The 26,072-nt window shown below is 66.9% G+C and carries 32 protein-coding genes and 1 pseudogene; 11 read left to right on the forward strand and 22 right to left on the reverse strand.

Annotated elements, in window-relative coordinates; translation table 11 throughout:
- Nucleotides 1-70: 70 nt before the first annotated feature.
- Nucleotides 71-883, reverse strand: coding sequence for an exodeoxyribonuclease III (locus BKG60_RS19795; RefSeq protein ID WP_070946561.1), 813 nt, complete (start codon nucleotides 881-883; stop codon nucleotides 71-73).
- 4 nt (nucleotides 884-887) lie between these two features.
- Nucleotides 888-1,058, reverse strand: a complete 171-nt coding sequence (locus BKG60_RS32070) for a hypothetical protein (protein ID WP_165617840.1) — start codon at nucleotides 1,056-1,058, stop codon at nucleotides 888-890.
- On the opposite strand from BKG60_RS32070, the pseudogene BKG60_RS19800 reads away from it, so the two are divergent.
- Nucleotides 1,045-1,521: pseudogene (locus BKG60_RS19800) on the forward strand (SDR family oxidoreductase); the annotation flags it as partial. The gene BKG60_RS32070 and the pseudogene BKG60_RS19800 overlap by 14 nt on opposite strands.
- Here BKG60_RS19800 and BKG60_RS19805 read toward each other — a convergent pair.
- Both BKG60_RS19805 and BKG60_RS19810 read right to left on the reverse strand, forming a co-directional pair.
- Nucleotides 1,508-2,437, reverse strand: coding sequence for an N-acetylglutamate synthase, CG3035 family (locus tag BKG60_RS19805; RefSeq protein ID WP_070946560.1), 930 nt, complete (start codon nucleotides 2,435-2,437; stop codon nucleotides 1,508-1,510). The pseudogene BKG60_RS19800 and the gene BKG60_RS19805 overlap by 14 nt on opposite strands.
- Complete coding sequence (locus BKG60_RS19810) at nucleotides 2,437-3,030, reverse strand: peptide deformylase (RefSeq protein ID WP_070946559.1); 594 nt, start codon at nucleotides 3,028-3,030, stop codon at nucleotides 2,437-2,439. Before BKG60_RS19810 ends, BKG60_RS19805 begins: the two co-directional genes overlap by 1 nt.
- A gap of 138 nt (nucleotides 3,031-3,168) precedes the next feature.
- On the opposite strand from BKG60_RS19810, the gene BKG60_RS19815 reads away from it, so the two are divergent.
- The 6 genes from BKG60_RS19815 to BKG60_RS32205 all read left to right on the forward strand — a co-directional run bounded on the left by BKG60_RS19815 (nucleotide 3,169) and on the right by BKG60_RS32205 (nucleotide 6,754).
- Nucleotides 3,169-3,480, forward strand: coding sequence for a nucleoid-associated protein NapA (locus BKG60_RS19815; RefSeq protein WP_036442184.1), 312 nt, complete (start codon nucleotides 3,169-3,171; stop codon nucleotides 3,478-3,480).
- Between the two features lie 75 nt (nucleotides 3,481-3,555).
- Entirely contained in the window at nucleotides 3,556-4,026 is a 471-nt protein-coding gene (locus BKG60_RS19820; RefSeq protein WP_070946576.1) for a LytR C-terminal domain-containing protein, read from the forward strand.
- A gap of 10 nt (nucleotides 4,027-4,036) precedes the next feature.
- Nucleotides 4,037-4,747, forward strand: a complete 711-nt coding sequence (gene sodC, locus BKG60_RS19825; protein WP_070946558.1) for a superoxide dismutase[Cu-Zn] — start codon at nucleotides 4,037-4,039, stop codon at nucleotides 4,745-4,747.
- Nucleotides 4,728-5,858, forward strand: coding sequence for a glutamate--cysteine ligase (locus BKG60_RS19830; protein ID WP_070946557.1), 1,131 nt, complete (start codon nucleotides 4,728-4,730; stop codon nucleotides 5,856-5,858). Before sodC ends, BKG60_RS19830 begins: the two co-directional genes overlap by 20 nt.
- 39 nt (nucleotides 5,859-5,897) lie before the next feature.
- Complete coding sequence (locus BKG60_RS19835; RefSeq protein WP_070185169.1) at nucleotides 5,898-6,524, forward strand: LON peptidase substrate-binding domain-containing protein; 627 nt, start codon at nucleotides 5,898-5,900, stop codon at nucleotides 6,522-6,524.
- A 17-nt stretch (nucleotides 6,525-6,541) separates the two neighbouring features.
- Entirely contained in the window at nucleotides 6,542-6,754 is a 213-nt protein-coding gene (locus BKG60_RS32205) for an alpha/beta fold hydrolase (RefSeq protein ID WP_070185170.1), read from the forward strand.
- A 98-nt stretch (nucleotides 6,755-6,852) separates the two neighbouring features.
- On the opposite strand, the gene BKG60_RS19845 is transcribed toward BKG60_RS32205, so the two are convergent.
- The 10 genes from BKG60_RS19845 to BKG60_RS19890 all read right to left on the reverse strand — a co-directional run bounded on the left by BKG60_RS19845 (nucleotide 6,853) and on the right by BKG60_RS19890 (nucleotide 15,443).
- On the reverse strand, nucleotides 6,853-7,755 hold the full coding sequence (locus BKG60_RS19845) for an SAM-dependent methyltransferase (protein ID WP_070946556.1): 903 nt from the start codon (nucleotides 7,753-7,755) through the stop codon (nucleotides 6,853-6,855).
- A complete protein-coding gene (locus BKG60_RS19850; protein ID WP_070185172.1) occupies nucleotides 7,742-8,095 on the reverse strand; it encodes a monovalent cation/H(+) antiporter subunit G in 354 nt (117 codons plus the stop codon). Before BKG60_RS19850 ends, BKG60_RS19845 begins: the two co-directional genes overlap by 14 nt.
- A complete protein-coding gene (locus BKG60_RS19855) occupies nucleotides 8,092-8,376 on the reverse strand; it encodes a monovalent cation/H+ antiporter complex subunit F (protein WP_070946555.1) in 285 nt (94 codons plus the stop codon). The genes BKG60_RS19850 and BKG60_RS19855 overlap by 4 nt, the downstream gene beginning before the upstream one ends.
- Nucleotides 8,373-8,912 (reverse strand): Na+/H+ antiporter subunit E, encoded by a 540-nt coding sequence (locus BKG60_RS19860; protein WP_075909889.1) that lies wholly within the window; start codon nucleotides 8,910-8,912, stop codon nucleotides 8,373-8,375. The genes BKG60_RS19855 and BKG60_RS19860 overlap by 4 nt, the downstream gene beginning before the upstream one ends.
- Nucleotides 8,909-10,507, reverse strand: coding sequence for a Na+/H+ antiporter subunit D (locus BKG60_RS19865; RefSeq protein ID WP_070185192.1), 1,599 nt, complete (start codon nucleotides 10,505-10,507; stop codon nucleotides 8,909-8,911). The genes BKG60_RS19860 and BKG60_RS19865 overlap by 4 nt, the downstream gene beginning before the upstream one ends.
- Nucleotides 10,507-10,968: a Na(+)/H(+) antiporter subunit C gene (locus tag BKG60_RS19870; RefSeq protein WP_070185174.1), complete on the reverse strand. Its 462-nt coding sequence runs from the start codon at nucleotides 10,966-10,968 to the stop codon at nucleotides 10,507-10,509. The genes BKG60_RS19865 and BKG60_RS19870 overlap by 1 nt, the downstream gene beginning before the upstream one ends.
- A complete protein-coding gene (locus BKG60_RS19875; RefSeq protein WP_075909890.1) occupies nucleotides 10,965-13,817 on the reverse strand; it encodes a Na+/H+ antiporter subunit A in 2,853 nt (950 codons plus the stop codon). The genes BKG60_RS19870 and BKG60_RS19875 overlap by 4 nt, the downstream gene beginning before the upstream one ends.
- 234 nt (nucleotides 13,818-14,051) lie before the next feature.
- The gene (locus BKG60_RS19880; protein ID WP_075909891.1) at nucleotides 14,052-14,501 is read right to left on the reverse strand and encodes a DUF1707 domain-containing protein; all 450 of its coding nucleotides are present in this window, start codon (nucleotides 14,499-14,501) and stop codon (nucleotides 14,052-14,054) included.
- A 61-nt stretch (nucleotides 14,502-14,562) separates the two neighbouring features.
- Nucleotides 14,563-15,057, reverse strand: a complete 495-nt coding sequence (locus BKG60_RS19885; RefSeq protein WP_075909892.1) for a hypothetical protein — start codon at nucleotides 15,055-15,057, stop codon at nucleotides 14,563-14,565.
- A complete protein-coding gene (locus tag BKG60_RS19890; RefSeq protein WP_070946552.1) occupies nucleotides 15,054-15,443 on the reverse strand; it encodes a hypothetical protein in 390 nt (129 codons plus the stop codon). Before BKG60_RS19890 ends, BKG60_RS19885 begins: the two co-directional genes overlap by 4 nt.
- A gap of 21 nt (nucleotides 15,444-15,464) precedes the next feature.
- Here BKG60_RS19890 and BKG60_RS19895 point away from each other — a divergent pair, with 21 nt between their 5' ends.
- Entirely contained in the window at nucleotides 15,465-16,046 is a 582-nt protein-coding gene (locus tag BKG60_RS19895) for a TetR/AcrR family transcriptional regulator (RefSeq protein WP_070946551.1), read from the forward strand.
- A gap of 10 nt (nucleotides 16,047-16,056) precedes the next feature.
- Here the strand turns inward: BKG60_RS19895 and BKG60_RS32550 are convergent, their stop codons facing one another.
- The 3 genes from BKG60_RS32550 to BKG60_RS19905 all read right to left on the reverse strand — a co-directional run bounded on the left by BKG60_RS32550 (nucleotide 16,057) and on the right by BKG60_RS19905 (nucleotide 17,978).
- On the reverse strand, nucleotides 16,057-16,365 hold the full coding sequence (locus BKG60_RS32550) for an ESX-1 secretion-associated protein (protein WP_242663639.1): 309 nt from the start codon (nucleotides 16,363-16,365) through the stop codon (nucleotides 16,057-16,059).
- On the reverse strand, nucleotides 16,362-17,024 hold the full coding sequence (locus BKG60_RS32555; RefSeq protein ID WP_242663638.1) for an EspA/EspE family type VII secretion system effector: 663 nt from the start codon (nucleotides 17,022-17,024) through the stop codon (nucleotides 16,362-16,364). Before BKG60_RS32555 ends, BKG60_RS32550 begins: the two co-directional genes overlap by 4 nt.
- 240 nt (nucleotides 17,025-17,264) lie before the next feature.
- On the reverse strand, nucleotides 17,265-17,978 hold the full coding sequence (locus tag BKG60_RS19905) for a hypothetical protein (protein WP_131823435.1): 714 nt from the start codon (nucleotides 17,976-17,978) through the stop codon (nucleotides 17,265-17,267).
- A 46-nt stretch (nucleotides 17,979-18,024) separates the two neighbouring features.
- Here BKG60_RS19905 and BKG60_RS19910 point away from each other — a divergent pair, with 46 nt between their 5' ends.
- Nucleotides 18,025-18,480 carry an SRPBCC family protein gene (locus BKG60_RS19910; RefSeq protein ID WP_070946549.1) on the forward strand — a complete coding sequence of 152 codons (456 nt, stop codon included), beginning with the start codon at nucleotides 18,025-18,027 and terminating at the stop codon, nucleotides 18,478-18,480.
- 48 nt (nucleotides 18,481-18,528) lie between these two features.
- On the opposite strand, the gene BKG60_RS19915 is transcribed toward BKG60_RS19910, so the two are convergent.
- Genes BKG60_RS19915 through BKG60_RS19935 form a run of 5 tightly spaced genes read right to left on the reverse strand, consistent with a single transcriptional unit; the run spans nucleotide 18,529 to nucleotide 24,482 of the window.
- On the reverse strand, nucleotides 18,529-20,742 hold the full coding sequence (locus BKG60_RS19915; RefSeq protein ID WP_070946548.1) for an AAA family ATPase: 2,214 nt from the start codon (nucleotides 20,740-20,742) through the stop codon (nucleotides 18,529-18,531).
- A gap of 1 nt (nucleotide 20,743) precedes the next feature.
- Entirely contained in the window at nucleotides 20,744-21,625 is an 882-nt protein-coding gene (pssA, locus tag BKG60_RS19920) for a CDP-diacylglycerol--serine O-phosphatidyltransferase (protein ID WP_070946547.1), read from the reverse strand.
- Nucleotides 21,622-22,320, reverse strand: coding sequence for a phosphatidylserine decarboxylase (locus BKG60_RS19925; protein ID WP_070946546.1), 699 nt, complete (start codon nucleotides 22,318-22,320; stop codon nucleotides 21,622-21,624). Before BKG60_RS19925 ends, pssA begins: the two co-directional genes overlap by 4 nt.
- Nucleotides 22,321-22,359: 39 nt before the next feature.
- Entirely contained in the window at nucleotides 22,360-23,556 is a 1,197-nt protein-coding gene (gene moeA / locus BKG60_RS19930) for a molybdopterin molybdotransferase MoeA (protein ID WP_070946545.1), read from the reverse strand.
- Between the two features lie 2 nt (nucleotides 23,557-23,558).
- Nucleotides 23,559-24,482 carry an SDR family NAD(P)-dependent oxidoreductase gene (locus BKG60_RS19935; RefSeq protein WP_070946544.1) on the reverse strand — a complete coding sequence of 308 codons (924 nt, stop codon included), beginning with the start codon at nucleotides 24,480-24,482 and terminating at the stop codon, nucleotides 23,559-23,561.
- 64 nt (nucleotides 24,483-24,546) lie between these two features.
- On the opposite strand from BKG60_RS19935, the gene BKG60_RS19940 reads away from it, so the two are divergent.
- Nucleotides 24,547-25,542: an HAD family hydrolase gene (locus tag BKG60_RS19940; protein WP_070946543.1), complete on the forward strand. Its 996-nt coding sequence runs from the start codon at nucleotides 24,547-24,549 to the stop codon at nucleotides 25,540-25,542.
- Nucleotides 25,539-26,033, forward strand: coding sequence for a PH domain-containing protein (locus BKG60_RS19945; protein ID WP_070946542.1), 495 nt, complete (start codon nucleotides 25,539-25,541; stop codon nucleotides 26,031-26,033). Before BKG60_RS19940 ends, BKG60_RS19945 begins: the two co-directional genes overlap by 4 nt.
- The last annotated feature ends 39 nt before the right edge of the window (nucleotides 26,034-26,072 follow it).

A 26,072-nucleotide genomic window follows, 5' to 3' on the forward strand; every position in this document is an offset into this window, starting at 1 on the left:
GTTAACTGCCCAGCCCGGCCGGTCATGGCGTTGATCCTGCGGCCAGGGCGCAGAGTCGACCGCGGAATGCTCAGCCGAGCTCGACCACGGCCGGGGCGTGATCGCTGGGCGCGGTGGTGCCCTTCTTGGGGCGACGTTCGTCCTTCACGATCTCTGCGTTGGTGACCCGCGAGGCCAGGCCGGGGGAGCCGAGGATGAAGTCGATGCGCATGCCGCGGCGCTTCTGGAAGGCCAGCTGGGTGTAGTCCCAGTAGGTGTAGATTCCCGGGCCTTCCGTGAAAGGCCGCACCACATCGGTGAATTGGGCGTCATGCATGGCCTGGAAGGCGGCGCGCTCGGGTTCGGACACGTGCGTGCTGCCGTCGAACGCGGCCATGTCCCAGACGTCTTCGTCCTTCGGCGCGATGTTCCAGTCGCCGACCAGCGCGATGGGCTGATCCGGATCGTCCTTGAGCCAGCCGGCGGCGGTATCCCGCAGGGCGGCAAGCCAATCCAGCTTGTAGGCATAGTGCGGATCGGCCAGGGTCCGGCCATTGGGCACATACAGGCTCCACACCCGCACCCCGCCGCAGGTCGCTCCGAGAGCGCGGGCCTCGGCGATCGCCTCCTCCTCGGGCTTGCTGCTCCAGGTGGGTTGTCCGGCGAATCCGATCTCGATGTCGTCGAGGCCGACCCGCGAGGCGATGGCCACGCCGTTCCACTGGTTGAGCCCGATATGGGCCACCTCGTAGCCCAGCGCGGCGAACGGCATCATCGGAAACTGCGCGTCGGTGCACTTGGTTTCCTGCATGGCCAGCACGTCGACGTCGGCCCGCTCCAGCCAATCGACCACACGGTCGACTCGGGTTCGGATCGAATTGACGTTCCAGGTGGCCAGGCGCATGGGGTTAGAGGTTACGGGCGCCGGCCAGACGCAGGAACGCCCGGGCAGCGGGGCCGGCGGCCGGGCCGACTGCCAGCGCCAACGTCCGGGTGGTCCGCGGGACCAGCGGGCGACTGACGATTCCGGGGTGCGAGCCGGTCAGGGACGGCAGAATGCTGACCCGCTTCGCGCGCATCGGCAGCATCGATCTGGACGACCTGTTCGAGACCTACGACCTCAACGTGCGGACCGCGGTTCAGGTCGTGCAGGCGGCGTTGCCGGGAATGCTGGCCGCAGGCTGGGGTCGCATCGTCAACGTGACCAGCCTGACCACGCTCGGGACCCCCGAACGCACGCCGTATGCCGCGGCCAAGGCGGCGTTGGAAACCGCCACCCGGATCTGGGCCGGTGAGCTCGCGTCGACCGGCATCACCGTCAACGCCGTCGCGCCCGGACCGACCGAGACCGAGATGTACCGCGAACGCAGCCCGCAGGGATCAGAACGTGAGCACCACATGCTGGGCACCATTCCGATGCGCCGGGTCGGAAAGCCGCACGAGATCGCCCACGCGATCTGCGCACTGCTGGACGAGGATGCCGGCTACCTCACGGGTCAGATCATCAGGGTCGACGGCGGGGGCAGCATCAGCGCGGCGTGACAATGTCGTCCACTGCGACATAACGGGTTTGGTGATGTAGCCGGAAACCCAACGAGGTGTACAGCGCGATCGCCTCGTGGTTGTCGAGTTCCACCTGGACGTAGGCCCGGCCGGCGCCAGCCGCAGCGCCCCAGGACAACAGCGCCTCGCACACGGCCCGGGCATGGCCCTGACGACGGTGGGCCGGACCGACGCGGACCGACGAGATCCCCAGCCAGGCGGTGCCGTCCGGGGCGGTGGTCACCGCACCCCGGCCGACCGCGCAGCCCGCGACCGTCGCGAAGGTCAACTCGCCGTCGGCCACGGCCGTCAGGACGTCGACGGGGACCTCGCGTTCGTAGAGCTGGAGCCACTGTGCGTCCGGTTGCTGCGCCAGCGTGACGCTCGGCGGCGAGGGTTGCGCAGGCGTGACGCTCGGGACGGGGACAGCCGGGAGCTCACGCACCATCACCCGCGCCGGTTTGACGCCCGGGGTCCGTATCGGCAGGAGCCGCTCGGGCAGCGCCAGCCAGGCCGGCAGGCCACGCTCCCGGTACCAGTCGCGCACCGCGGACAGGTCGGCGATCTGTGCCGACACACCCAATGGGATCGCCGAATTGGCGCGGCTGGTGACGCCGTGCCCGGCGCGCAACAGCCAACCGCCCAACCATTGCTGCTCGACGCCCGGCCAGGCCATCGCCGCGGCGTGTTCGAGCGCGCGGATCGCCGAGGTACGCACCGGGGCATGGGACAGCTCGCGCACACTGATGATGTCGGCAGCCGAGACCTCGACCAGCTCGCCGTCCTTGGCGCGGATCAGCACCGTCGGCTCGACGCGTTCCAGATGGCCGATGACGTCGGTCAGCGGCTTGGCCGACCCGGCCGGCAGCCGGTAGCGCAGGCTGACCCGGGACCCGAGCGCGGGCAGTGCCGGCATCAGTGCCCGAATGGGTCGGGAACCTCGCCCGGCATCCAGGACAGGCCGGGCACGCCCCAGCCGTTGCGCTTGACGGTCTTCTTGGCCGCCCGCGCATACCGGCCCACGAGGCGGTCGATGTAGAGGAATCCGTCGAGGTGCCCGGTCTCGTGCTGCAGCATCCGGGCAAACAAGTCGGTGCCCTCGAGAGTGACCGGTGAACCGTCGCCGTCCAGCCCGGTGACCCGCGCCCAGTCCGCCCGTCCGGTCGGAAAATTCTCCCCCGGTACGGACAGGCAGCCTTCCTCGTCGTCGTCGGGGTCGGGCATCGTCTCGGGGACCTCGGAGGTCTCCAGCACCGGGTTGATGACCACCCCGCGGCGGCGGGTGGTGTGGCCGCGGGTCGGTGCACAGTCATAGACGAACAACCGCTTGCCCACGCCGATCTGGTTGGCGGCCAAGCCAACCCCGTTCGCGGCGTCCATGGTGTCGAACATGTCCTGAATGAGTTGGGGCAGGTCCGCGGGCAGTGAACCGTCCGGGCCGACGGGCACCGGCTCGGTGGGTGTGTGCAGAACGGGATCTCCGACGATGCAAATCGGTAGGACGGCCATGGGGGAAGCTTAAAGTGGCAATGCTTCTCACCCGACTCGCGGGTTTATGTGTCAGCCGGACCCAGCAAGCCGTGGTTGAATAATCGCCGAACCACAGTGATGTCATTTCTCAAGTGTCGGAAGGGTCCAAGGAGCGATATGGACGGCGCCATGGCGCGGACTGAGCAATCCGGGGACGACTCTGACCTGAGCGATGGGCTCACCCGGCGCGAGCACGATATTTTGGCCTTCGAACGCCAATGGTGGAAGTACGCCGGAAGTAAGGAAGACGCGATCAAAGAGCTCTTCTCGATGTCGGCCACCCGTTACTACCAGGTGCTGAACGCGCTGGTGGACCGTCCTGAGGCGCTGGCAGCCGATCCGATGCTGGTCAAGCGGTTGCGGCGGATGCGGGCCAGCCGGCAGAAGGCACGGGCTGCGCGGCGGCTCGGCTTCGATATCAGCACCTAAAGATCTTCCCCGCACGCGAGGAGGACAAATGGCCGGAGTGAGGGATCGGGCGGTTCGCTCGATACAGTGGTGGCGATGAATCAGCGAGACTCCTCCGGGTTGCCCCTGCGTGCCATGGTGATGGTGCTGTTGTTCCTCGGGGTCGTGTTCCTGCTGGTCGGTTTCCAGGCCCTCGGCTCCGACGACGACTCGTCGGATCAGTCGTCGTCCGTGGCCACGACCACCACGACGACCACCACGAAGACCTCGGCAAAGGCCGAACCCGCACCAGAGGTCAAGGCCGACGTGCGTGTGTACAACGTCTCCGATGTTGCCGGCGCGGCCGAGACCACGGCCAACCGCCTGCGCGAGGCGCACTGGAATGTCACCGAGACCGGCAACCTGACTATGGAAGGTGTTGCCGGCACGACGGTGTTCTTCGGTGAGACCGAGGGAGAGAAGGAAGCTGCCGAGGCCGTGGGCAAGGCGATCCAGGCGCCTGTCGAACCCCGGCGTCCGGAACTTCTCGAGCAACCACCGGGCGTGATCGTGGTAGTCACCGGCTAGGCTTTGGGCCATGCTGAAGCCCGTCAGTGTTGCCATCCTGTTCGCTGCCCCCGTTGTCGCGCTGAGCGCCTGCAGTCCGCCCGGAGAGGTGCCGTCCGACACGCCCGGCACCACCCCGGCGATCTGGACCGGATCGCCGTCGCCCTCGGCCGCTCCCGGTGAGCACGGCGAGGGCCACGGCGCACAGGGCACCAGCGGTGGTGAGACCCTGACCGCGGAGCTCAAGACCGCCGATGGCACGTCTGTGGCAACTGCCGATCTCCAGTTCGCCGACGGATTCGCCACCGTCACCGTCGAGACCACCGCCCCGGGCAAGCTGGCCCCCGGCTTCCACGGTCTGCACATCCACTCGGTCGGCAAATGTGAGGCCAACTCGGTGGCCCCGACCGGCGGAGCGCCCGGCGATTTCAACTCGGCCGGTGGCCATCTTCAGGTGTCCGGACACTCCGGCCACCCCTCCAGCGGAGACCTCAGCTCGCTGCAGATCCGTGCTGACGGCTCGGGCAAGTTGGTGACCACCACCGACGCCTTCACCGCCGAGGATCTGCTGGGCGGCGCCAAGACCGCCATCATCATCCACGAGAAGGCGGACAACTTCGCCAACATTCCGCCGGAGAAGTACCAGCAGGTCGTTGGTGGCGCCCCCGGCCCCGATCAGGCGACCTTGGCCACCGGCGACGCCGGCAGTCGGGTGGCGTGCGGTGTTATCGGCGCCGGCTGACAGCCGGATCGATTTTGCCGGGTCGCCCCGGCCCACCGTCGGCGTCGAATGGGAGTTCGCTCTCGTCGACGCCGACACTCGTGATCTGAGCAACGGCGCCGCCGAGGTGATCGCCGAAGTCGGCGAGAGCCCGCACGTGCACAAGGAGCTGCTGCGCAACACCATCGAGATCGTCACCGGCATCTGTGAGAACACCGGTGAGGCGATGGACGACTTGCGCAGCACGCTCGGCCCCGTGCGCAAGATCGTGCACGACCGCGGCATGGAACTCTTTTGCGCAGGCACCCATCCGTTCGCGAAATGGTCGGCCCAACAGCTGACCGACGCGCCGCGGTATGCCGAACTGATCAAGCGCACCCAATGGTGGGGTCGCCAGATGTTGATCTGGGGTGTGCACGTGCACGTCGGGGTGTCCTCGGCGCACAAGGTGATGCCGATCATCTCCTCGCTGCTCAATCAGTACCCACACCTGTTGGCGCTCTCGGCGTCCTCACCGTTCTGGGACGGTGAGGACACCGGCTATGCCAGCAACCGGGCGATGATGTTCCAGCAGTTGCCCACCGCAGGCCTGCCGTTCCAATTCCAGACCTGGCCGGAATTCGAAGGCTTCGTCCACGATCAGAAGAAGACCGGCATCATCGACCACCTCAACGAGATTCGCTGGGACATCAGGCCGTCGCCACACCTGGGCACCGTCGAGGTACGGATCTTCGACGGAGTGTCCAACGTGCGGGAGCTGGGTGCGCTCGTGGCGTTGACCCATTGCCTGATCGTCGATATGGACCGCAGGCTCGATGCGGGCGAACAGTTGCCGACGATGCCGCCCTGGCACGTACAGGAGAACAAGTGGCGAGCGGCCCGCTACGGCCTGGACGCCGTGATCATCCTGGATTCCGACAGCAACGAGCGGTTGGTCACCGAAGACCTCGATGACTTGCTGAATCACCTTGAGCCGGTGGCCAAATCACTGGGATGCTCCGACGAGCTCGCCGCGGTGACCGACATCTACCGCGGCGGCGCTTCCTATCAACGGCAGCGCCGGGTGGCCGAGGAGAGTGACGGTGACCTGCGCGAGGTCGTTGACGCCCTCGTCGGCGAACTCAAGCTGTAGCGCATTGACCAACCCAGGGGCGAGGACCATCCTGGCCTCATGATGGTCTCACCGATGTTTCCTCTCGAAGTAGCCATGTTGCCCGGTCAGGAACTACCGCTGCGGATCTTCGAACCGCGCTACGTGGCGATGGTGGGCGACTGCATGGCCATGCCGGAGCCGTCTTTCGGGGTGGTGCTGATCTCGGCCGGCCGGGAGGTGGGCGGCGGTGACCGCCGGTGCGATGTCGGGGCTCTGGCCAAGATCGTGGACTGTCAGGAATTCGGTGTCGGCAAGTTTCGGCTGCTGTGTGTGATGGGTGAACGAATCCGGGTGCAGCGCTGGCTCGAGGACGATCCGTATCCACGCGCCGAGATCGAACTCTGGCCCGACGAAACCGACGGGCCGGCGGATGCCGCCCGCATCGGCGATGTCGAAGACCGGATGGTGGCCCTGCTCGACCGCATCGGCGAGGCACGCGGGACGCCGATCCGTAGCCGTGAGATTGTGGAATCGGCCGGAGTGGATCCGGAGAATCGCTTGTATGCCTTGGCCGCTCGGCTACCCATGGGGCAAGCCGACCGTTATTCGCTGCTGGCCGCGCCTTCAGAAGCGGCCCGGCTCGACGTGCTCAGTGAGGCGGTGGACACCGTCACCGCGATGGTGGAGTTCCAGCTTTCGGAGTAGACCCGGATACTCAGCTCATGGCTTCGCACCTGACCGCCTCGGACGGAACCGAACTGGTTGTTGAAGTCGAAGGCGTCGGACCGCCCGTGGTTTTCGTGCACGGGTCCAACGGTGGTCTGGATTCGTGGGCCGAGATCGCTGCGCGGCACTTCGCCACTGCCACGGTGCCGGACCACGTTGCCGATGTGCTTCAGAGCTTCTTTGCAGCTGTACACGGTTCGCGTTCGTAGCGCTGTGGCGGAGATTTCGCGATTCTGTCGCCACAGCGCTACGAACGCGGACACCAAACCTGTTCGTTCGCAAGGAAACCAGCTCGCCATCCCGAAAATTATTCGGTCAGAACACCTTCGACGAACTCGGTGGCCATCGATCCCTCGGTGATGTCGGCGGGCATGCTGCGGTGGTAGCGCGCCATCAGGTCGTCGGCCGGCAGTGCGCCCACCTCCCAGCAGTGTTCGCTGAGCCAGTCGGGGACGTGGGCGCGGTCTTCGATGAACCACAGCTGCTCCGGATCGGGCATGTCTTCACCGGCTTCGGCAGCCTCGGCGCGCATCTTATCGATGTGCACGCGACGGCGGGCCAGGTGATCCTCGGAAAAGAATCCGGCGCTGAAAGCCTCGACGGCGATCCGGCTGTCCCGCGCCGACAGTTCGGTGATCCGCTCGAACAGCAGGTCCTGCGCGTCGGCGGGCAGATACGGCAGCAAGCCTTCGACCGACCACGCCGTCGGCTCGGTCACGTCGAAACCCGCATCCAGCAAAGCCTTCGGCCAATCCTGGCGTAAGTCGACCGGAACGGCCACATGCCGGGCCTTGGGCACCACCCCGTGCGCCGCGAGGACCTCCTCCTTGAACTGGAGCACCTGCGGCTGGTCGATCTCGAAGACCACGCTGTCCTGAATCCAGGGCAACCGCCAGGCGCGAGCATCCAGGCCGGCCGCCAGGATCACCGCCTGGCGGATCCCCGCCGCGCCCGCGGCGACGAAGAACTCGTCGAACCACTTGGTGCGGGACGCGGCGTAACCGCCGATGGCGCGTATGCGCTGGGCCATCGCGCCGGTGGGCGGACTCCAGCCCCGCGCACCCGCGGCGTCGAGAAACATCTGGGCATACGGGTCGGTGAACAGCGGCGTTACGGCGGCGGACTCTGCAGCGCGAGCCATCGCCACCCCGAGCGCGGTGGCGCCCACGCTCTCGGTGACGTCCCAGCTGTCGTCGTTAGTTCTGGTCATCGGTTCCAGTCTCCCCGAACTCGGCCATCTCGTCTCGGGTCAGCAGGTTCTCGCGGTTGCGCTGCTCCCGGTAGGCCAATTGCCCGACGCGGTTGGCGATCACGGGCGCGGTGATCAGCGTGAACATGCCGGTGAGGATCACCATGCCGATATCGGTGTGGCCCCGCAGCCGGATCGCGGCGCCGGCCAGGACCAGCAGCAACCCCAGCACCTGCGGCTTGGTCGCCGAATGCATCCGCGACATGGTGTCGCCGAACCGCACCACGCCGATCGCGGCGGTGAGGGCCAGCGTCGAGCCGGCCAGGATCAAGACCGCGGTGACGATGTCGAGGATGTTCATGACGCCCGCTTCCGCCGCGGCTCATCGGTGTCGGGCACGCGGAAGCGCGCCACGCTGACCGAACCGACGAAGCTGATCAACGCCAACGCGGTCAGGCTGTAGGTCACCGTGGTGTCCAGGCTGTACGCCGCCCAGGTCCCGATGCCGCACAGCGTCACGGCTACCAGGGTGTCCAGCGCGACCAACCGATCCAAGGTGCTCGGCCCCGCCAACAGACGAAACATCGTGATCGCCGCGGCGGCGGTCAACATGACCGCGGCGATCGTCCACACGGTACTCATGCGCGATCCGCCTCCTTGTTGGCCACGGGACGCCAATCGGCCTCACGCTCGAAAGCCGCCACCAAAAGCCGCTCCAGGGTGTCGATCTGGTTGTGGAAATTTTTGATCGCCCGGTCAGAACTCACGTCGACGACGTGTACGTAGATCAACCGCCGGGTCTGATCGATCTCCAACACGATGGTTCCCGGGGTCAGGTTCAAGATGTTGACCCCGAGGGCCAGGACCAGATCCGACTTGATCGCCAGATGTGCCCGCAGCACCGCATTGACCGGCGGGGGTCCGGGGCGGACAGCAAGCCACGCCATCTGGAACGAAGACATGAACAGCCAGACGCTGACCCGAATGACCAACCGCGCCAACGACAACAGATGGACCCGGCCCTCCACCGGGACGGCGGGCAGTGGCAGCAAGTACGTGATCAGCAGGGCGATGGCCAGGCCCGAGAGAATGTTGGCCGCCGAGACGTTGCCCCACAACAGCATCCACACCAGGATCAGCCAGCACACGATCCAGGCCCGAAGCAGCAGCCACCTCATAGTTGAGCACCCCCCAGCACCGCCGAGATGTACTGTCCGCGATCCAATACCTCGGCCGCGGCGCGCTCGCTGTAGGAGAAGATCGGCCCCGCGGCCACGGTCAAGGCCAGCCCCACCACGATCAAAGCGCCGGTCGGAGCCAACATTCCCACCGGCATGCGCCCCACGCTGTCGCGATCGGCGAACGCGATGTCTTGGCTGTCGTCGAGCAACACGGCCGGGGCCGCCGCGGCCAGATGACCTTCGGGCGCATCAGCGCGGGCCCGCCAGAACGCCTTCGTCCACACCCGGGCCACCACGTACAGCGTCAGCAGGCTCGTGACCACACTGCCGGCGACCAAGATCCAGGCCAGCACGGAACCGTTCGCGGCGCCGGCTTCCAACAGCGCCACCTTGCCGATGAAGCCCGAGAAGGGGGGAATGCCACCGAGGTTCAGCGCGGGCACCACGAAAACGAACGCGAGCACCGGGCTGGCCGCGGCGAGCCCGCCCAACCGCTGCAGCGTCGACGCCCCCGCCTGCCGCTCGATCAGGCCGACCACCAAGAACAGCGTGGTCTGCACCACGATGTGGTGGGCCACGTAGTAGATCGCGCCGGACATGCCGAGTTGGTTGGCCAACGCGACGCCGAACACCATGTAGCCGATGTGGCTGACCAGGGTGAAGGACAGCAGCCGTTTGATGTCGCTCTGGGCGATCGCACCGAGGATGCCCATGATCATGGTGAGCAGACCCGCCACCAGCAGCACATTGTCCAGCTCACCACCCGGGAACAGCAGGGAATGTGCCCGGATGATTGCGTACACACCGACTTTCGTCAGCAAGCCGGCGAATACCGCGGTGACCGGTGCGGGCGCGGTGGGGTAGGAGTCGGGCAGCCACGTCGACAGCGGAAACACCGCGGCCTTGATGCCGAACGCCACGAGCAGCACCGCGAACAATGCCGTGCGGGTGCCCGTCGAGATGTCACCGAGGCGCAGCGCCAGCTCGGCCATGTTGAGCGTCCCCGTCGCCGCGTACACCAGCGCGATGCCGAGCAGGAAGATCAGCGACGACACCATCGAGACCAGCACGTAGGAGATGCCGGCCCGGACCCGGTCCTCACTGGCACCGATGGTCAGCAGGACGAAGCTCGCGGCCAGCAACACCTCGAAGCCGACGAACAGGTTGAACAGGTCACCGGCGAGGAAGGCGGTGCACACACCGGCCGACAGCACCATGTAGGTGGGCAGGAAGATCGACGTCGGCTGGCGTCCGTCGCCGTCGCGGATACCCTGCCCGATGGCGTACGCGACCACCGCCAGCAACACGATGGCCGAGACCACCAGCATGAGCGCCGAAAGCCGGTCCACCACCAGCGTGATGCCCAACGGTCCCATCCCCGGCACGCTCTGCCCCCACCCGCCGACGTGCAGCACCAAGGTGCCGTCCCGGTCGGCCAGGTAGACCAGCGTCGCGCACACCACGACCACGGCCGTCAGGGCGAACTGGGCGATGATTCGCTGCAACCGGGGACGGCGCCCGGCCACCAGCGTCGCCGCCGCAGCCAGCGCCGGGATCAACACCGGCAACGGGATCAAGGCCTGAGCGGTTATCACTTCGACCCCTCGAATCCCGGCAGCGCATCGAGTTCGTCGGGCGCATCGGTGTCGCGGTGCGGCTCGGCCACCGGAATGACTTCTTCTTCCTGAGCACTCGACCGCTGGGAGACGCGGGTGTCCTCAGGATCGTTACCGACCTCTTCGACCGTGGTCAGTCGATACGAACGGTAGGCCAGCGCCAGGACGAATGCGGCCAGCCCCATGCTGATGACGATCGCGGTGAGGATCATCCCCTGGGCCAGCGGATCGGCATCGGTGGTGGCGCCGTTGCTGGTACGCCCGCGGATCGGCGGATTGCCCCCCCGGCCGCCGACGGTCAGGATCAACAGGTTGACCGCATTGCCGATCAGCAACAGCCCCAGCAACATCCGGGTCAGATTGCGCTCGAGCAGCAGGTACACACCGGCGCTGGTGAGGCCGCCGATGATGATCAGGGTGATCAGGAACGTCGTCATCGGGCGATCTCCGTATCCACGCGGGCGCCGAGGCTACGCAAGATGTCCAGCACCAAACCGACGACGATGAGATACACCCCCAGATCGAAGAACAACGCGGTCACCATCTTGACCGAACCCAGCACCGGCACGTCGAACTGCAGGACCGCAGAGGACAACGCGGGCGCGCCCAACAGGATTGAGGCCACCGCCGTACCCGCCGAGAGGCCGAGTCCGGTGCCGAGGATCTTGCCCGCGTCGAGCGGCAGTGTCTCGCCCAACTCGTAGCGGCCACCGGCCAGGTACCTCAGCACCAGCGCCAGGCCGGCGGTCAGCCCGCCCGCGAAACCGCCGCCGGGGGTGTTGTGGCCGGCGAAAAAGAAATACGCCGAGAGCACCATGATGAGCGGGAAGATGACGCGCGTCGCGACTTCCAGTACCAGGGAGCGGTGTCGCGGGTCGCGTAGCTCACTGCCGCGCAGCCAGGTGACGTCGCCGACGGCCGGGCTGTATGCGCCGATGGGGCCGATGTCGGGCTGGCCGACGGCCGTGCTGACCCGCGGTGCGGAGCCGAATCGCTGATGCCGGAACACCAGCGACGCCACACCCGTGGCGGCGACCAGCAGCACCATCACCTCGCCCATGGTGTCCCAGGCGCGGATGTCGACCAGTAGCACGTTGACCGCGTTGTTGCCGTGCCCGCGGTAGTAGGCGGCGTCGGGAATCAACTCGGCGACACCCGCGCCCGTGCGCGCGGCCATCGCGAACACCGCCAGCGTCGTGACTGCGGCGCCCACCGCCAGTGCCAATGCCGCGCGCGGCAGCCGGTGCCGGTTGATGTTGGTGGCGTCGGCCTCGGCGGGCAGGATCCGGAGGACCAGCACGAAGATCACCAAAATCAGTGTCTCGACCAGGAATTGGGTCAATGCCAGATCGGGCGCACCGTGGAAGGCGAAGATCGCGCCGCAGCCGTAACCGGTCACCCCGACCAGCAGCACCGCGGCCAGCCGGTTGCGCATCACCGTCGCGCCGATCGCGGCGGCCAACATCAGCAACCCGACCACCACCTGCAGCGGTGAATCCCACAGCGCGATATCCGGACGGTCCCTCGCTCCCAGCGCCAGCATCACGATGGGCAGCACCACCAGCGTCGTCAGGATCACCGACTGGGTGGCCGGCAGCGAGCCGCGCTGAGTCTCGCCTGTCAGCCGCACCGAGGCGATGTCCAGGCCGCGGATCACCGCGTCATACATGCGGTCGGCGTTACCGAGCGGCCGATAGGCGAACCGGGTTCGGGGCAAGCGGTTCCGTCCGAAGAACACCGCGGTGCCGACGGCGAGCACCACCACCGACAACAACAGCGGCAGGCCGAGTCCGTGCCACAGCGCCAGGTGGTAGCCCGACCCGCCTGGCATGGTGTCGGCGTATTCGTCGAGCACCGAGTCCATCCCGGCCGGCCACAACCCGAAGCCCAGGCCGGCGGCGCCAAGGACCGCCGGTGCAGCAAGGAAAGTCACTGAAGGACGGTGCATTTCAGCGACCCGGGTGCTCGGCTGCGGCCGGCCCTTGTCGGAGAACGCGCCCCACATGAAACGCAAGCTGTACATGGTGGTGAACACCGAGCCGACGACGATGCCGGTCAGCACCCACGGAGCCGCTGAACCGAGCGCCGGGCTGTGCATGACCGTCTCGAGGTCGGCCTCCTTGGCGACGAACCCGAAGAACGGTGGCAGCGCGGCCATGCTCGCGGTCGCACACGCGGCGATGATCAGCAGCGGCTTGCACTGGCGCCCCAAGCCGGCGAGGCGGCGGATGTCGCGGGTGCCGGTGGCGTGGTCGATGATGCCCACCACCATGAACAGCCCGGCCTTGAACATCGCGTGTGCACACAACATGGCCAGCCCGGCCAGCATCATGTCGCTGCCGCCGGTGCCCACCATCACGGTGATCAGGCCGAGTTGGCTGACCGTGCCGAACGCCAGGATCAACTTCAGGTCGTATTCACGGACAGCCCGCCAGCCGGCCAGCAGCATCGTGAGCAACCCGAGGCCGATGACCATCGGCCGCCACAGCGGTGTCTCGGCGAAGCCCGGCGCCATCCGAGCCACCAGATACACACCGGCCTTGACCATCGCCGCGGCGTGCAGGTAAGCGCTGACCGGAGTCGGTGCGGCCATCGCGCCCGGCAGCCAGAAGTGCATGGGCACAATCGCCGACTTGGACAGCGCGCCGATGAGGATCAACGCTATTCCGATCGCGGCCGCGGTGCCGCCCGGGGGAGAGGCGATCAACTCCGAGAGCCGATAGGTGCCCGACAGGTGGCCCAGTATGACGATGCCGACCAGCATCGCCAGCCCGCCGAACGTCGTCACCAACAGCGCCTGGGTGGCCGCGCGTCGGCTCGTCGCGCGCTCGGCGTAGTGTCCGACCAGCAGGAACGACAACACCGTGGTGGTTTCCCAGAAGATGTAGAGCACCAGCATGTTGTCGCTGACCACCAGGCCGAACATCGATCCGGAGAAGGCGACCAACTCGGCGGCGAAGCTGGGCAGTCGTTTCTCGATCTTGCCGTCGTGGTGGTGGAAATACTCGCCGCAATAGAACAACACCAACGCGCCGATCGCGAGCACCAGCACGCTCATGATGGCGGCCAGCGAGTCGAAGCGCAGGGAGATGTCCATCGACAGCTCGTGCACCCACGGGATGCGCACGGTCGGGACGCGGTCGTGGCTCGGCCAGTTCATGCCGACCCAGATCAGGGAGCCGAGCGGCACCAAGGCCAGGGGATAGAACGCTCGTCGGCCCCATTTGGCCACCAGGAGTGGCGCCAGCGCGGTGGCGACCGCGTGGGCGAGCAGAACGGCGAGCATGGCACTCCGATCGGGTGTGGGTCGGGGTGTCGGCTACCGATGAGCGCTTGCGCGAAGAGCACCGGCAGAGAGCTATGTACTGATTAATGGCATTCTACGTGGGCCGTTTCCCGCCGCGAGAGTGACGCAATTGTTGTGAATTCGCCATGAGAGCGACCACTGCGTCACTCTCGCGCGATTGCGCATCGCCCGCAGAAGTGCCGCAGCCAGACCTACACCCAGGCCGGGGCGCCGTTATGAGAGCCGGGCCGGGCTCATCGAACCGTGAGCCCAGATCGGAATGGCATGTGACGCTACGCCGATGCCCCAACCCATGATCGGCCAGACCGGCCAGAAGTACCAGCCGCCACCGCCGAGTCCCACCGCCAGCCAGATGCCGAGCATGAGCAGCGAGCCGGCGACGTAGGCCGCGAGGTGGATCGTGACGCTCAAGCGCGCGGCCCGTTGTTGGGCGGCATGGCGTCGGGGATCGTTGCGCCGGAGACGGTTGACGGGTAAGTCGGCGACGAGGCGGTGCAACTCGCCGGTGGTCTGCGCCCGGAAGGCCGACTGCAGCCGATCCTCGTACTCGGGCATGGCCAGGTAGCCCTGGGTGAGGGCCTGGCCGAGGTCGTTGGCGGTGCGTTCGCGCTCCCGGTCGCCGGCGCGGGCGGTTTCAACGGTGTGTAAGGCGGTGTCGGCCATCGTCAACTCCCGTGAATCTAGTCAGTGACTAGTTGAACTATCCCACCGGAACTTGGCAGCGTCAAGATTTGGTTGTGGCCGCTTCTCGTTCCGCGAGGTCGCGCAGGGTGATCAGCTGTTTGCGCATCATCACCACGTCGCCCAAGGCCAGCGCCCATCCGACGACCCGCGGGCCGCCGAAGCGCACCCGCACGTGCAGCCGGGTGCCACCGTCGCCGCCGTGGACGGCATAGGTGACGGCGACCTGCCCAGACTGCAACGTCACATGCTCGTCTTCGCTGAATGAGCGCAGCGTGAAAATCTGCATGAATCGCTGGCCGGTGCTCAGCTGTGCCAGTGCCGGATCTCGGGTGTGTGGGCTGCGGCGGCCGAAGTTGTCGATCAGGTCGTAGCTATAGGGCGCGACGCGCAACTGGCAGAGCCAGCCGAACACGGTCGACGTGGGTGCGTCGATACTGATCGCCCTGTCCGCCGACAGCGCGGAACCGGCGAGCAGGGCGTCGCACGGCAGGGTGGCGCGCTGCTCCTGGGTCGTGGCGCCCCAGTTCAGGATCACGTCAGTACATCCGGACGCGGGCGCAGTTGTCCCGCAATGCGTTTCAGGGTCTGGCGCACCGCCACCGCATGAGCGCCCGAGCTGATCACCAGGGTGCGGTAGATCTTTCCGTGCAGGCCCGGGAATGCTGCCCAGGTCTGTGATCGCACCCGGGTGCGGTGCGGACCCAGATCGTCCAGTTCGAAGACCCATTCGTAGATCGAGAACGGGTGGCGACCCTTGAGGACCAGGCGCTGACGCGGCGTGCACTCGCCGATTTTGAAACCGAAGGGTGCGCGCGGCTCGGCGGGATCACCGCACATCGCCCGCAGAACCGCGGCCCATGTCGTCGCAACGTCGGCGTCGACGGTTATGGCATGCTCATCGATATAGGGTAAACGTTCCATATAGAAGGACTGTACTAGATCATGGCACCTCCGCGGAAGCATGAGACCGACGCGATCTTGGACGCGACGCGGGCGCTGGTGCTCGCCGAAGGCCCCAGGGCGGCAAGCGTCGCGGCGATCGCCAAGGTCAGCGGGGCCCCGGCGGGCACGCTGTATCACCGGTTCGGCAATCGAAACGGCGTGTTGACGGCGGCCTGGCTGCGGGCGCTGGAGCAGTTTCAGTCCCGGGCCATGGCGGCGACGGGCGACTCTCCGCTGGAGGCGGCGGTCGCCATGGGCGTGGCTGCCGTGGAGTTCGCGCGTGCGGGTCCCGCAGATGCTCGCCTGCTGCTGACCATCCGGCCCAGCGACCTGCTCGACGGGGCGCCGGACGCGGAGTTCACCGCGACGCTGACGGAGATGAACACCCCACTGGTCGAGCGGCTACGTGAGTTGGCCCTGGGAATTTTCGGTGACGACGGCGCCCGCACGATGGACGCCATGTCACGCGCCGTCGTCGACCTGCCCTACGCCGTCGTGCGCCGACATGCCAACGATGCCGAGTTGCCGGACTGGATGGAGGAGGACCTGGCCGACGCGATCCGGAAGTTGTTGGTTCGGTGACGGATTCGGATCAGCGCGGATGCATCTGGCCGCCGAGATTGCCGGCTTCCTGATGGTCGGTGCTGTCGTAGTCGGTGGCCGCCTTGTTCAGTTTGACCGATAGGTCGGTCGAGATCAGGTGCATCTTTTCGGCCGCTTCGCGGCGTGAGAGTTCTGCGGATTTGAGCGCCATCGCGGTGGGGGAGCAAACCAGGCCGTGGGTTTGGAAGACATGGCCCGCAGTGCCGTCCGGCGCCGACTTGGCGGTCTCGATCAACGACGCGGCTTCTCCCTGCGCGGTTGCGGTCGAGCGGATCCGGTCGGAAACGGTGAGTGTCATGCGGGGCTCTCAGGGCCGAAACCGCCGCCAGGAATCTCGGCATTTGAACCGATCGACTCGTATTGCGAGGCCAGCTCCCTGATCTTGCTCGCGTGGTCTCCGGAACGACTGGCCATCTCGTGGCAGCGCATTGTTGCGATCGGCACGGTGCCCGCAACTGCTGCCACCTCTATTGCGGTCGAGAGCGCGGGACCGACGACTGGGACAGCTTTGGCGACGAGCGCCGGAACAATGCTCAGGCTCAGTACCGTCTGCATCTGTGAAACGAAGTCGCGAGTCTTGCCGACCTGGTCGGCTTCCTCGGCAACGACTTTCTGAATTGCGGAATCGGTGGAAGACATATCGGCGGCCCGCACCCGTTGTTCTTTGTTTCTGTCGCCGTAGGCCGTTGACCCATCACCTGTCCAATCGTCGGGTGGCGCGGATTTCAACAGGGTCGAGTGCGCATCGACAAAGTGGTTGGCGCCCTCGGTGAATCGTGCGCCGTCCTCAGGTCGGCCGAATCCCAGCATGTTGCTTTCCATGGTCAGGACGATCAGCCCGGCATTGATTATCGGTGTGCCGGCGCCCTTGGCGAAATTCTTGAGGGACTGGGCCGAGGACGTCGCGCCACTTGCGGCTGCCGATTTGGCCAGTGCGCCGGCGCCCTCGGTGGCCACCAACTGACCCATGGACAGTAGGTCGGATCCGATGCCCGCCATTGCCCACGGCACGCTCGACTTAGCACCGGTGGCATGATCGACGACGCCGTACCCATAGTTGCCCTGCAGGTAGTAGAAACTTCCTACCCCCATACCGAATTCCGATCTTCGACGAGCTTCGTTCCGACGAGCCTAACATCGCGCCGAGGCCATCGCCTGCACCAAACGCTGGATGAAACCGCAGTTGGGAGCTGTTTTCTAGAGTGCGCGCAGTCGCTCGACGGCGCGCCCATCGGTGAGTTCGTCGCGCCGGTCGGGGTGTTGCCAGTAGAACCGGACCAACTCCACGAGCGCCGTGCCCTTGGGCGTGTACGTCCCAGGGGCCTCCATCAGCAGTGTTTGGCCGCCGGCCATCGTCACCACCATCGGGTTCCAGAATCGTTCTTCATTGGGCAGTTTGTCCGCAACGCTGTCGACCTCGTCCCACTTTCCGGTTTTTGGCTCTCGCAACGTCGAGAATTCAAATCCCTGTGGACTGAGGAAAAGGTAACTGAGACTTCCTTGTCTGAACATTTTGATCCAACACCACGTCAGAACTGCCGCGGCTGCTCCGGCGCAGAGGGGGAACACGTGCCGGGCGTTGCCGAGGGGGAGATACAGCACGCCGAAAGCCCAGGCCAAGAACATCAACCACGTCGACATGCCCGCGGTGACGATGAGTCTTCGAAGGTTGCCTTCTATTCTCTTGTCGGGCCGTAGCCAGGTTCCAGTGGTGTCGAATGATGCCTGGACTGCCACCGTCTGTGACTGTGTCATCATGAAAATCAAGTAAATGCAGGTCATCGCCAAGCCGACAATGACCACCAATGTAACGAGCGATAATTGCTTCGCGGCGTAAAACGCCCAGAATGCCAACATTGCAATAAAAACCAATGTCACCACAATCCCGAATCGTCTCGCGAATTTCTCCATTTCGCCCCTCATGTGTGCCCGCGGACGGGTGGGTATGGTCTGGCCTATGGATGATAAGGCCGACGCCTCAAGAGTTGTCACGGCCAGTCGCGAGATCGCCGCACCGGTGGAGGTCATCTTTGAGTTGATCGCCGACCCATCGCAACAGCCTCGCTGGGACGGCAACGCGAACCTGGCCGAGGCGCCGTCCGGGCAGCGGGTGCGCGCGGTCGGAGATGTATTCACCATGACGATCAAGCAAGGCGGAAACCGCGAGAACCACATCGTGGAGTTCGAAGAAGGCCGGCGGATCGCGTGGCGGCCATCCGAAGTTGGCAAGGAGCCGCCCGGCCACCTGTGGCGCTGGGAGCTGGAACCGTTGGGCGACAACCGAACCCGGGTCACCCACACCTATGACTGGACGCAACTCTCCGACGAGAAACGGCTGGTCCGCGCACGGGCGACCACCACGGACAAGCTGCAGGAATCCATCGACCGGTTGGCGGCTATCGCTGAGACTTAGGAACGGGGCCGGTCAACGCGGCTTGGGGAAACCCCGTGGCTGCGAACCTCAGCGCCCAGCCGCGAACTCCCGCAACGATTCCACCTGCGCCGCATCCAGTGACGGCCGCACGGTCTCACGCGCCTTGACGACGTCGGCCGCAGTGACGTCGGCCGCATCGATGGACCGGCGCATCGCCGTCAGCGCCGCCTCCCGCAGCAAGGCCACACAATCGGCCGCACTGTAGCCGTCCAACTCGGAAGCCAGACCGTCGAGATCGACGTCGGAGGCCAGCGGAATGGATTTTCCTGCGGTACGCAGGATTTCGCGTCGCGCCTCGGAGTCGGGCGGCTCGACGAACACCAACTTCTCCAACCGGCCCGGCCGCAGCAATGCGGGATCGATGAGGTCGGGGCGGTTGGTCGCGCCCAGCACGACGACGTCGTTCATCGGTTCGATGCCGTCGAGTTCGGTGAGCAGGGAGGCCACCACGCGATCGGTCACCCCGGAGTCGAAGCTCTGCCCGCGGCGCGGGGCCAACGCATCGATCTCATCGAGGAACACCAGTGACGGCGCCGAGTCACGCGCTCGGGCAAACAGCTCACGCACGGCTTTCTCGGAGGAGCCGACCCACTTGTCCATCAGCTCAGCACCTTTGACGGCATGCACGGACAGCCGTCCGGAACTGGCCAGGGCCCGCACCAAGAAGGTCTTGCCGCACCCGGGCGGGCCGTACAGCAGCACACCGCGCGGCGGCTGGACGCCGAGCCGCTGGAACGTCTCGGGGTGCTGCAGCGGCCACAACACCGCTTCGGTGAGGGCCTGTTTGGTCTCGACCATGTCGCCGACATCGTCGAGGGTCACCGAGCCGACCGACACCTCCTCGGCCGCCGACCGCGACAACGGACGGATCACCGTCAGAGCCCCGGTGAGGTCTTCCTGCCACAGCACCGGCTCATTGCCGTCGGCGCTGGCCCGTGATGCGGCCCGCAGCGCGCCCTCCCGGACCAGTGCGGCCAGGTCGGCCACCACGAAACCCGGTGTACGGTCGGCGATCTCGCCGAGATTCAGCTCGGCGGAGGGCACGCCGCGCAGCAGCACCTCCAGCAGCGACTTGCGGGTGGTGGCATCGGGCAGGGTCAGGGCGAGCTCACGGTCACACAGATCCGGGGCCCGAAGCCGGGGGTCTACCCCGATGGGAACGGCCGAGGTGGCGACGAACGCCACGCCGCGGGTGGCCACGGCCTCCCGCAGCTCGGCAATGATCAGGGCCGCAACAGGTTCGGGTGTCCGGTCGGCGGCAGTCGCCGGTAACAAGGCGTCGACGTCGGAGATCAGCAACACCCCGCCGCCGTCACGCACCGTGGCGACCGCGTCGGACACCCGGCCCAGCCGGTCATCGGCGGCCAGCGCCCCCACTTCCGGCCCGTCGAGTTCCACCAACCGCCGCTCGGCGCACACCGTCCGGACCATGGTGGCCTTGCCGACGCCGGCAGGCCCCGAGACCAAAACCCCGAGATTCGGGGCGGCGCCGAGGGTTTCGAGAAGCTGAGGCTCGTCGAGCGACAGTTTGAGCCACTCGGTCAGCTTGCCGGCCTGGACATGGGAGCCCTTGAGATCGTCGAAGCTCACCGCCGGCTCCGTGCGCGCGGGGCTGATCGTGTGCGCGCCGGTGGAATCCGACCTGCTCGGCTCCAACCCCGACCCCCACGACACCACCGAATTCGGCTGAATGCTCACCGGCCCGGCCGGGTCGACCCCGGTCACCGTCAGCAGCTCCGAGGTCCAGGTGATGCCCACCGAAGACGCCAGCGCCGCAGTGGCCGCCGATGTCGACGTGCCCGGCCCCAGATCGCGGGGCAGCAGTGACACGGTGTCGCCGACCGTCATCACCTTGCCCAGCAGGGCTTGCCGCAGCGTCGCCGACGAAATCGAGTCGGTCGCCAGCTTCGACCCGCTCACCGTGACCGCCCGGGCCCCGTACACCGTCACCGGCGCCACGATCACCGTGGCGGTTTCGCGTACCCCGGCATTGGACAACGTGACGTCATCGAGCAGGGCCGTTCCGGTCGGCGTACCGCTCGGGGCGACCCCGACGACAGCGGCCGTAGTGCGGGAACCGGTCAACGAAACCGCGTCCCATTCGCGCAGTCCCAGCGCTGCGATGGCCTCCGGATGCAACCGGACCACGCCGCGACGCGAGTCGAGGGCCGAAGTGTTCAGACGTGCCGTCAGGCGCAGATGCCCGAGCGCGTGATCCTCGTCGACCTCGAGCTGCGACATGTCAGCGGCCCGGCTTTCTCAGCCCCAGCCGCGCCATCGACCGCCGGTGCGGCTGTGCCCGGCGAATCGCACGCCGGGCGGCGCGGCGCTGTTGCGGCTTGTCGTCCCAGGATTCGGGGTGGCTGGCCACCCACTTCTTGGTGCGGATAGCGAACGGGATGTGGATCACGTAGGCCACGATGATCACCATGATCACGATGTAGCCGTAGAACACCGACGCTGCCACGCCGATCGCGACCAGCGCCAGCAACGGCGCCACCATGTTCGGCGACACCGAGAAGGTGTGGATCTTGCGCATGGGGATCCGGCTCACCACGAGCAGCGAGACGCCGATCATCCAGATCGAGACCGCCCACTCGCTGCTCCACCAGCCTTCGCCGAACTGCATCTTGGCGGCCAGCAGACCGATCGCGCCGATGGCACCGGCCGGCGCGGGCATTCCGACGAAGTACTCCTTCTCGTACGCGGGCTGATCCACGTCGAGCAGGGCGTTGAAGCGGGCCAGCCGTAACACGATGCACACCGCGTACAGCAGCACCACGATCCAACCGATCCGCGATTGCGACAGCAGCGTGCCGTACACGATGAATGCCGGTGCCACACCGAAATTCACCGCGTCGGCCAGCGAGTCGATCTCCTCGCCCATCTTGGAGGTGGCATTGAGCATCCGGGCCACCCGGCCGTCGAGCGCATCGAGGATCGCCGCGACGGCCAGAAATGCCATCGACTCGGTAGGCCGGCCGTCGAGCGCCATCTTGACCGACGACAGACCCAGACAGATCGCGGCCACCGTCATCGCGCTCGGCAGCATCCGCACGCTGAACGGCGGCGGTTTCATGCGGCCCCTGATCAACGACGGCGGCCTCACACGCGGTTTGATCATGGCAACTCCGCCAGGACGGTCTCTCCGGCCAGCGTCCGCTGGCCCCGGGTGACGAGCAGTTTCGAACCAGCGGGCAGGTAGGTGTCCAGCCGGGAGCCGTAGCGGATCAGCCCGTACGTCTCGCCGATGCCGAGCTTGTCGCCGACGTGCGCGTCGCACACGATGCGGCGGGCGATCAGCCCGGCGATCTGCACGGCGATCACCTCAACCCCCTCGGGAGTACGGATGACCACGCTGTTGCGTTCGTTGTCCTCGCTTGCGGCCTCGAGCTCAGCGGAGTGGAAGCGTCCGGGCCGGTGCTGCACGGCCACCACGTCACCGCCGATCGGGGCCCGCTGCACATGTGCGTCGAGCACTGACAGGAAAATGCTGATCCGCGGCCGCGGGGTGGCGGGCAGGCCCAGCTCCGCGGGTGGGACAGCGTCCTCGATCAGACACACCAGCCCGTCGGCCGGGGCGACCACCACCCCGGGGCGGGTCGGTGCCACCCGCGGCGGGTGACGGAAGAACGCCGCGTTCGCCCCGGCGGCCAAAAGGCCCGCGCGGCGCACCCAGCGCCGCTTGCGGCCCAGGGCCGCCACGGCGAGGCTGGCGCCCACGAACGGAAGGCCCGCCGAATGCATCGGCGGAACACTGGATCGCACCAGCGCCGCAAGGCGTTCTGGTCCGGACTGGAGGTCGGGGCGTCTGGCCATCGGGAGGATTCTACGTGCGCGGGGTGTCAGGATTGCGCGTCAGGATTGCCGGCTGAGGTCCCACACCGGAACAACCGACCCGGCCGCAAGTTCGGTGGTGTCCTCGGCGATCTCCAACAGGCAGTTCGCCGAGGCGAGCCAGCGCAGATGATGCGAAGCCGGGGGACCGTAGCTGCTCACCGAATCCCCGGTCAGCACACCCCGCCGGAACTGCCGCTTTCCGCGCGGCGACGTCAGATCCTCGCTCAACTGTGCGGTGCGCCGCGGCCGGTCCGGTTCGGCCAGGCCCATCGCGGCACGCAGCGGCGAACGGACGAACACCTCGAACGACACGAGCGCACTCACCGGATTGCCGGGCAATGTGATGATCGGGACCCCGTTGACGGTGCCCGCGCCCTGGGGCATACCGGGCTGCATCGCCACCTTCACGAACTCCACCTGATCCGACAATGAGTCCTTGACCACCTCGTACGCACCCGCACTGACGCCGCCGGTGGTGATGATCAGATCCGCATCGCCGGCGTGCTCGGCCAGGGCGGCGCGGAAGGCGTCGACGTCGTCGGCGGACATCGGGGCGATGGTGGCCTGGGCGCCGGCGTCGCGGGCCGCGGCGGCCAGCATCACCGCATTCGACTCATAGATCTGCCCCGGCTGCAGTTCTGCGCCGGGCGCCACCAACTCGGTGCCGGTGGACATCACCATCACCCGTTGCGGCGGCAGCACGGGCAGAGTGGCCAGCCCCAACGCGGCAGCCAGGCCGAGCGTGGCGGGGGTGATCACCTGACCGGCGTGCAGCACGGTGGTGCCGGCGGTGACGTCCTCACCGGCCCGGCGGATGTGCTGGCCGGCCCGGGCCGCCGCGCGGATCGTCACGGTGTCCGTCGCCGCATCGGTGGCCTCGACCGGGACCACCGCGGTGGCGCCGGACGGCAGCGGTGCCCCGGTCATGATCCGGTGCGCGGTGCAGGGCTGCAGCATCAGCAGGTCGGTGCGGCCGGCCGGGATGTCCTCGGCCACCGGCAGCCGCACCGGGGTGTCCTCGGTGGCGGACGCGACATCGTCGGCGACGACGGCATAGCCATCCATCGCCGAATTGTCGAAACCCGGTAGGGACAGCGGGGCCACCACGTCGGCGGCCAGCACCAACCCGAGCGTGTCGTTCAACGGAAGGTCTTGTGGTGGCCGGGCTTTGATCAGCCCGGCAACCACCAACTGGTGTTCTTCGACCGTCCGCATGGTCACACCGGGAAGGTGACGCCGGTGAGCTCCTCGGAAACTGCCCACAGCCGGCGCTGCAATTCTTGGTCGTGCGACTGCTTGCTGGAGGCGACGAGCTTCGGGTAGCCGCGGACTTCCCGGAATCCGTCCGGTCCGTAGTACTGGCCGCCGCGAACCTCGGGATCGGTGGCCGCGCGCAGCGTGGCCAAAGCGCCCTTCTGTGCGCTGTTGACGAGCAAGGCGGTGACCTGGTCGACACCGGGCAGCCCGGCGCCGGGGATGTGGCGGGTGAGCTCGGTGGCCGAAACTCCGGGATGGGCGGCGACCGCGATGGTCGGCTCGTCCTTGGCGGCCAGGCGGCGCTGCAGCTCGTAGGTGAACAGCAGGTTCGACAACTTGGACTGACCGTAGGCCGCGACGCGGTTGTAGCTGCGCTCCCACTGCAGGTCATCGAAGTGGATGGCGGCCTGGATGCGGTGCGCGACGCTGGCCACCGCGACGACGCGTGACCCGTCGACCGGCAGCAGGTGATCGAGCAGCAGCCCGGTCAGCGCGAACGCACCCAGATGGTTGGTGCCGAACTGCAGCTCGAAGCCGTCGACGGTGGTCTGCTTGGGCGGGTACATCACGCCGGCGTTGTTGATCAGCAGGTCGATCCGCGGATAGGCGGCCTTGAGTTCGTCGGCCGCGGTGCGGACCGAATCCAGCGAACCCACATCCAGCTGCTGCAGCTTGAGGTCCGCCTTCGGCGCCGCGGCGGTGATCCGGTCGATGGCCTGGCGGCCCTTGTCCAGGTTGCGTACCGCGACGACGACATGCGCGCCCCTGGCGGCGAGCACACGCGCGGTCTCATATCCCAGACCGGTGTTGGAGCCGGTGACGATCGCGATCCGGCCGGACTGATCGGGGACGTCGGCCTCTGTCCACTTGGAATTGGCGCTCATGAGTGTTGAACATACGGAACGCGGGTGCTGGACGGCACCCCGGAGCCATAGCAGGGTGGGAGTCATGCGCAAACTGCAGGCAGTCGTGCTCACCGTGTTGCTGTTTCTGGCCGGCTGTTCCTCGAACGACTCCGCCGCAGATCCGTTGTCCGCGTGGAACGACGCAGCGGCGAAGAATTCCATCACCGAGTTCGTCACGCGGGTCACCTCCGCGGACACGCCGGATTTCGTCGCGCCGCAGGAGCGCATCGCGGTATTCGACAACGACGGCACGTTGTGGGCCGAAGCGCCGCTACCGTTCCAGGCGGCGTTCGTCATCGACGAGCTCAAACGCCGGGCACCGCAAGAGCCGGCGCTGGCCGCCGACCCGATGGTGCAGGCGGCGCTGCAGGGCGATGTCGCGGCCCTGCTCGCCGGTGACCGGCATGAGGGGCTGCTGCGTGTGCTGGCGCTCACCCACACCGGGATGACCACCGACGAGTTCAATCAGCGGGTGACCGACTGGATGGCGACCGCGCGCCATCCCCGATTCGACAAGCCCTACGACCAACTGACCTATGAGCCACAGCAACAGCTTCTGAAATACCTGCGGGACAACGGTTTCCGTACCTTCATCGTTTCCGGTGGCGGAGCGGATTTCATGCGGGTGTTCTCGCAGCGGGTGTACGGTATCCCGCCCGAGCAGGTCGTCGGCTCCACCGGCACCACGAAATACGAACTGCGCGACGGTGAGCCGGTGCTCGTCAAGACCCTGGACTACGTGTTCGTCGACGACAAGACCGGCAAGCCGTCGGGGATTCACGAGTTCATCGGCCGTCGCCCGATCCTGGCGGTCGGCAACAGCGATGGTGACCAGGTGATGCTGGAGTACACCACGATCGACAACCCACGCCCCAGCCTCGGTGTACTGGTCCACCACACCGACGCCGACCGCGAGTACGCCTATGACGCCCACCCGCCGTCGTCCGGAAAACTGGTCACCGCGCTGCAGGCGGCCGGCCCCAACGGCTGGGCCGTCGTGGACATGAAGAACGACTGGAAGACGGTGTTCGCCCAGTGAAGTTGGTTGATCCGGCCCACCCGCCCAGCACCAAGGCGCCACTGGTCTGGGCGCTGAGCGCAGCCATCCCGTGGGCGGCGCTGATCCTGGCCCAGTTGATCTGGCTGGCAATCGATCCCCGGATGCCGTGGCTGCACGGTGCCGCTGCGGCCGTCACCGTCCTGGGTGCGGTGATGTTCATCGTGGTGGTCCCGATGTGGCGGTACCGCGTGCACCGGTGGGACATCAACGTCGGATCCGGAACGCCCGCGGTATACACCCGCACCGGTTGGCTGGTGCAGGAGCGGCGCATCGCGCCGATCTCCCGGGTGCAGACCGTGGACACCTACCGAGGGCCGCTGGACCGGCTCTTCGGGCTGGCCAACGTGACGGTGACGACGGCGTCCTCGGCCGGGGCCGTACGGATCGTGGCACTCGACGACTATGTCGCCGAGCAGGTGGTGGCGCAGCTGACCGATATCGCGGCGATCGGCGAGCAGGACGCCACGTGACCACACCGGCCGGGCCGGCCACCGACCGGCAGTGGCAGC

Origin of the sequence: Mycobacterium syngnathidarum, assembly GCF_001942625.1 — a bacterium.
Taxonomy (GTDB): domain Bacteria; phylum Actinomycetota; class Actinomycetes; order Mycobacteriales; family Mycobacteriaceae; genus Mycobacterium; species Mycobacterium syngnathidarum.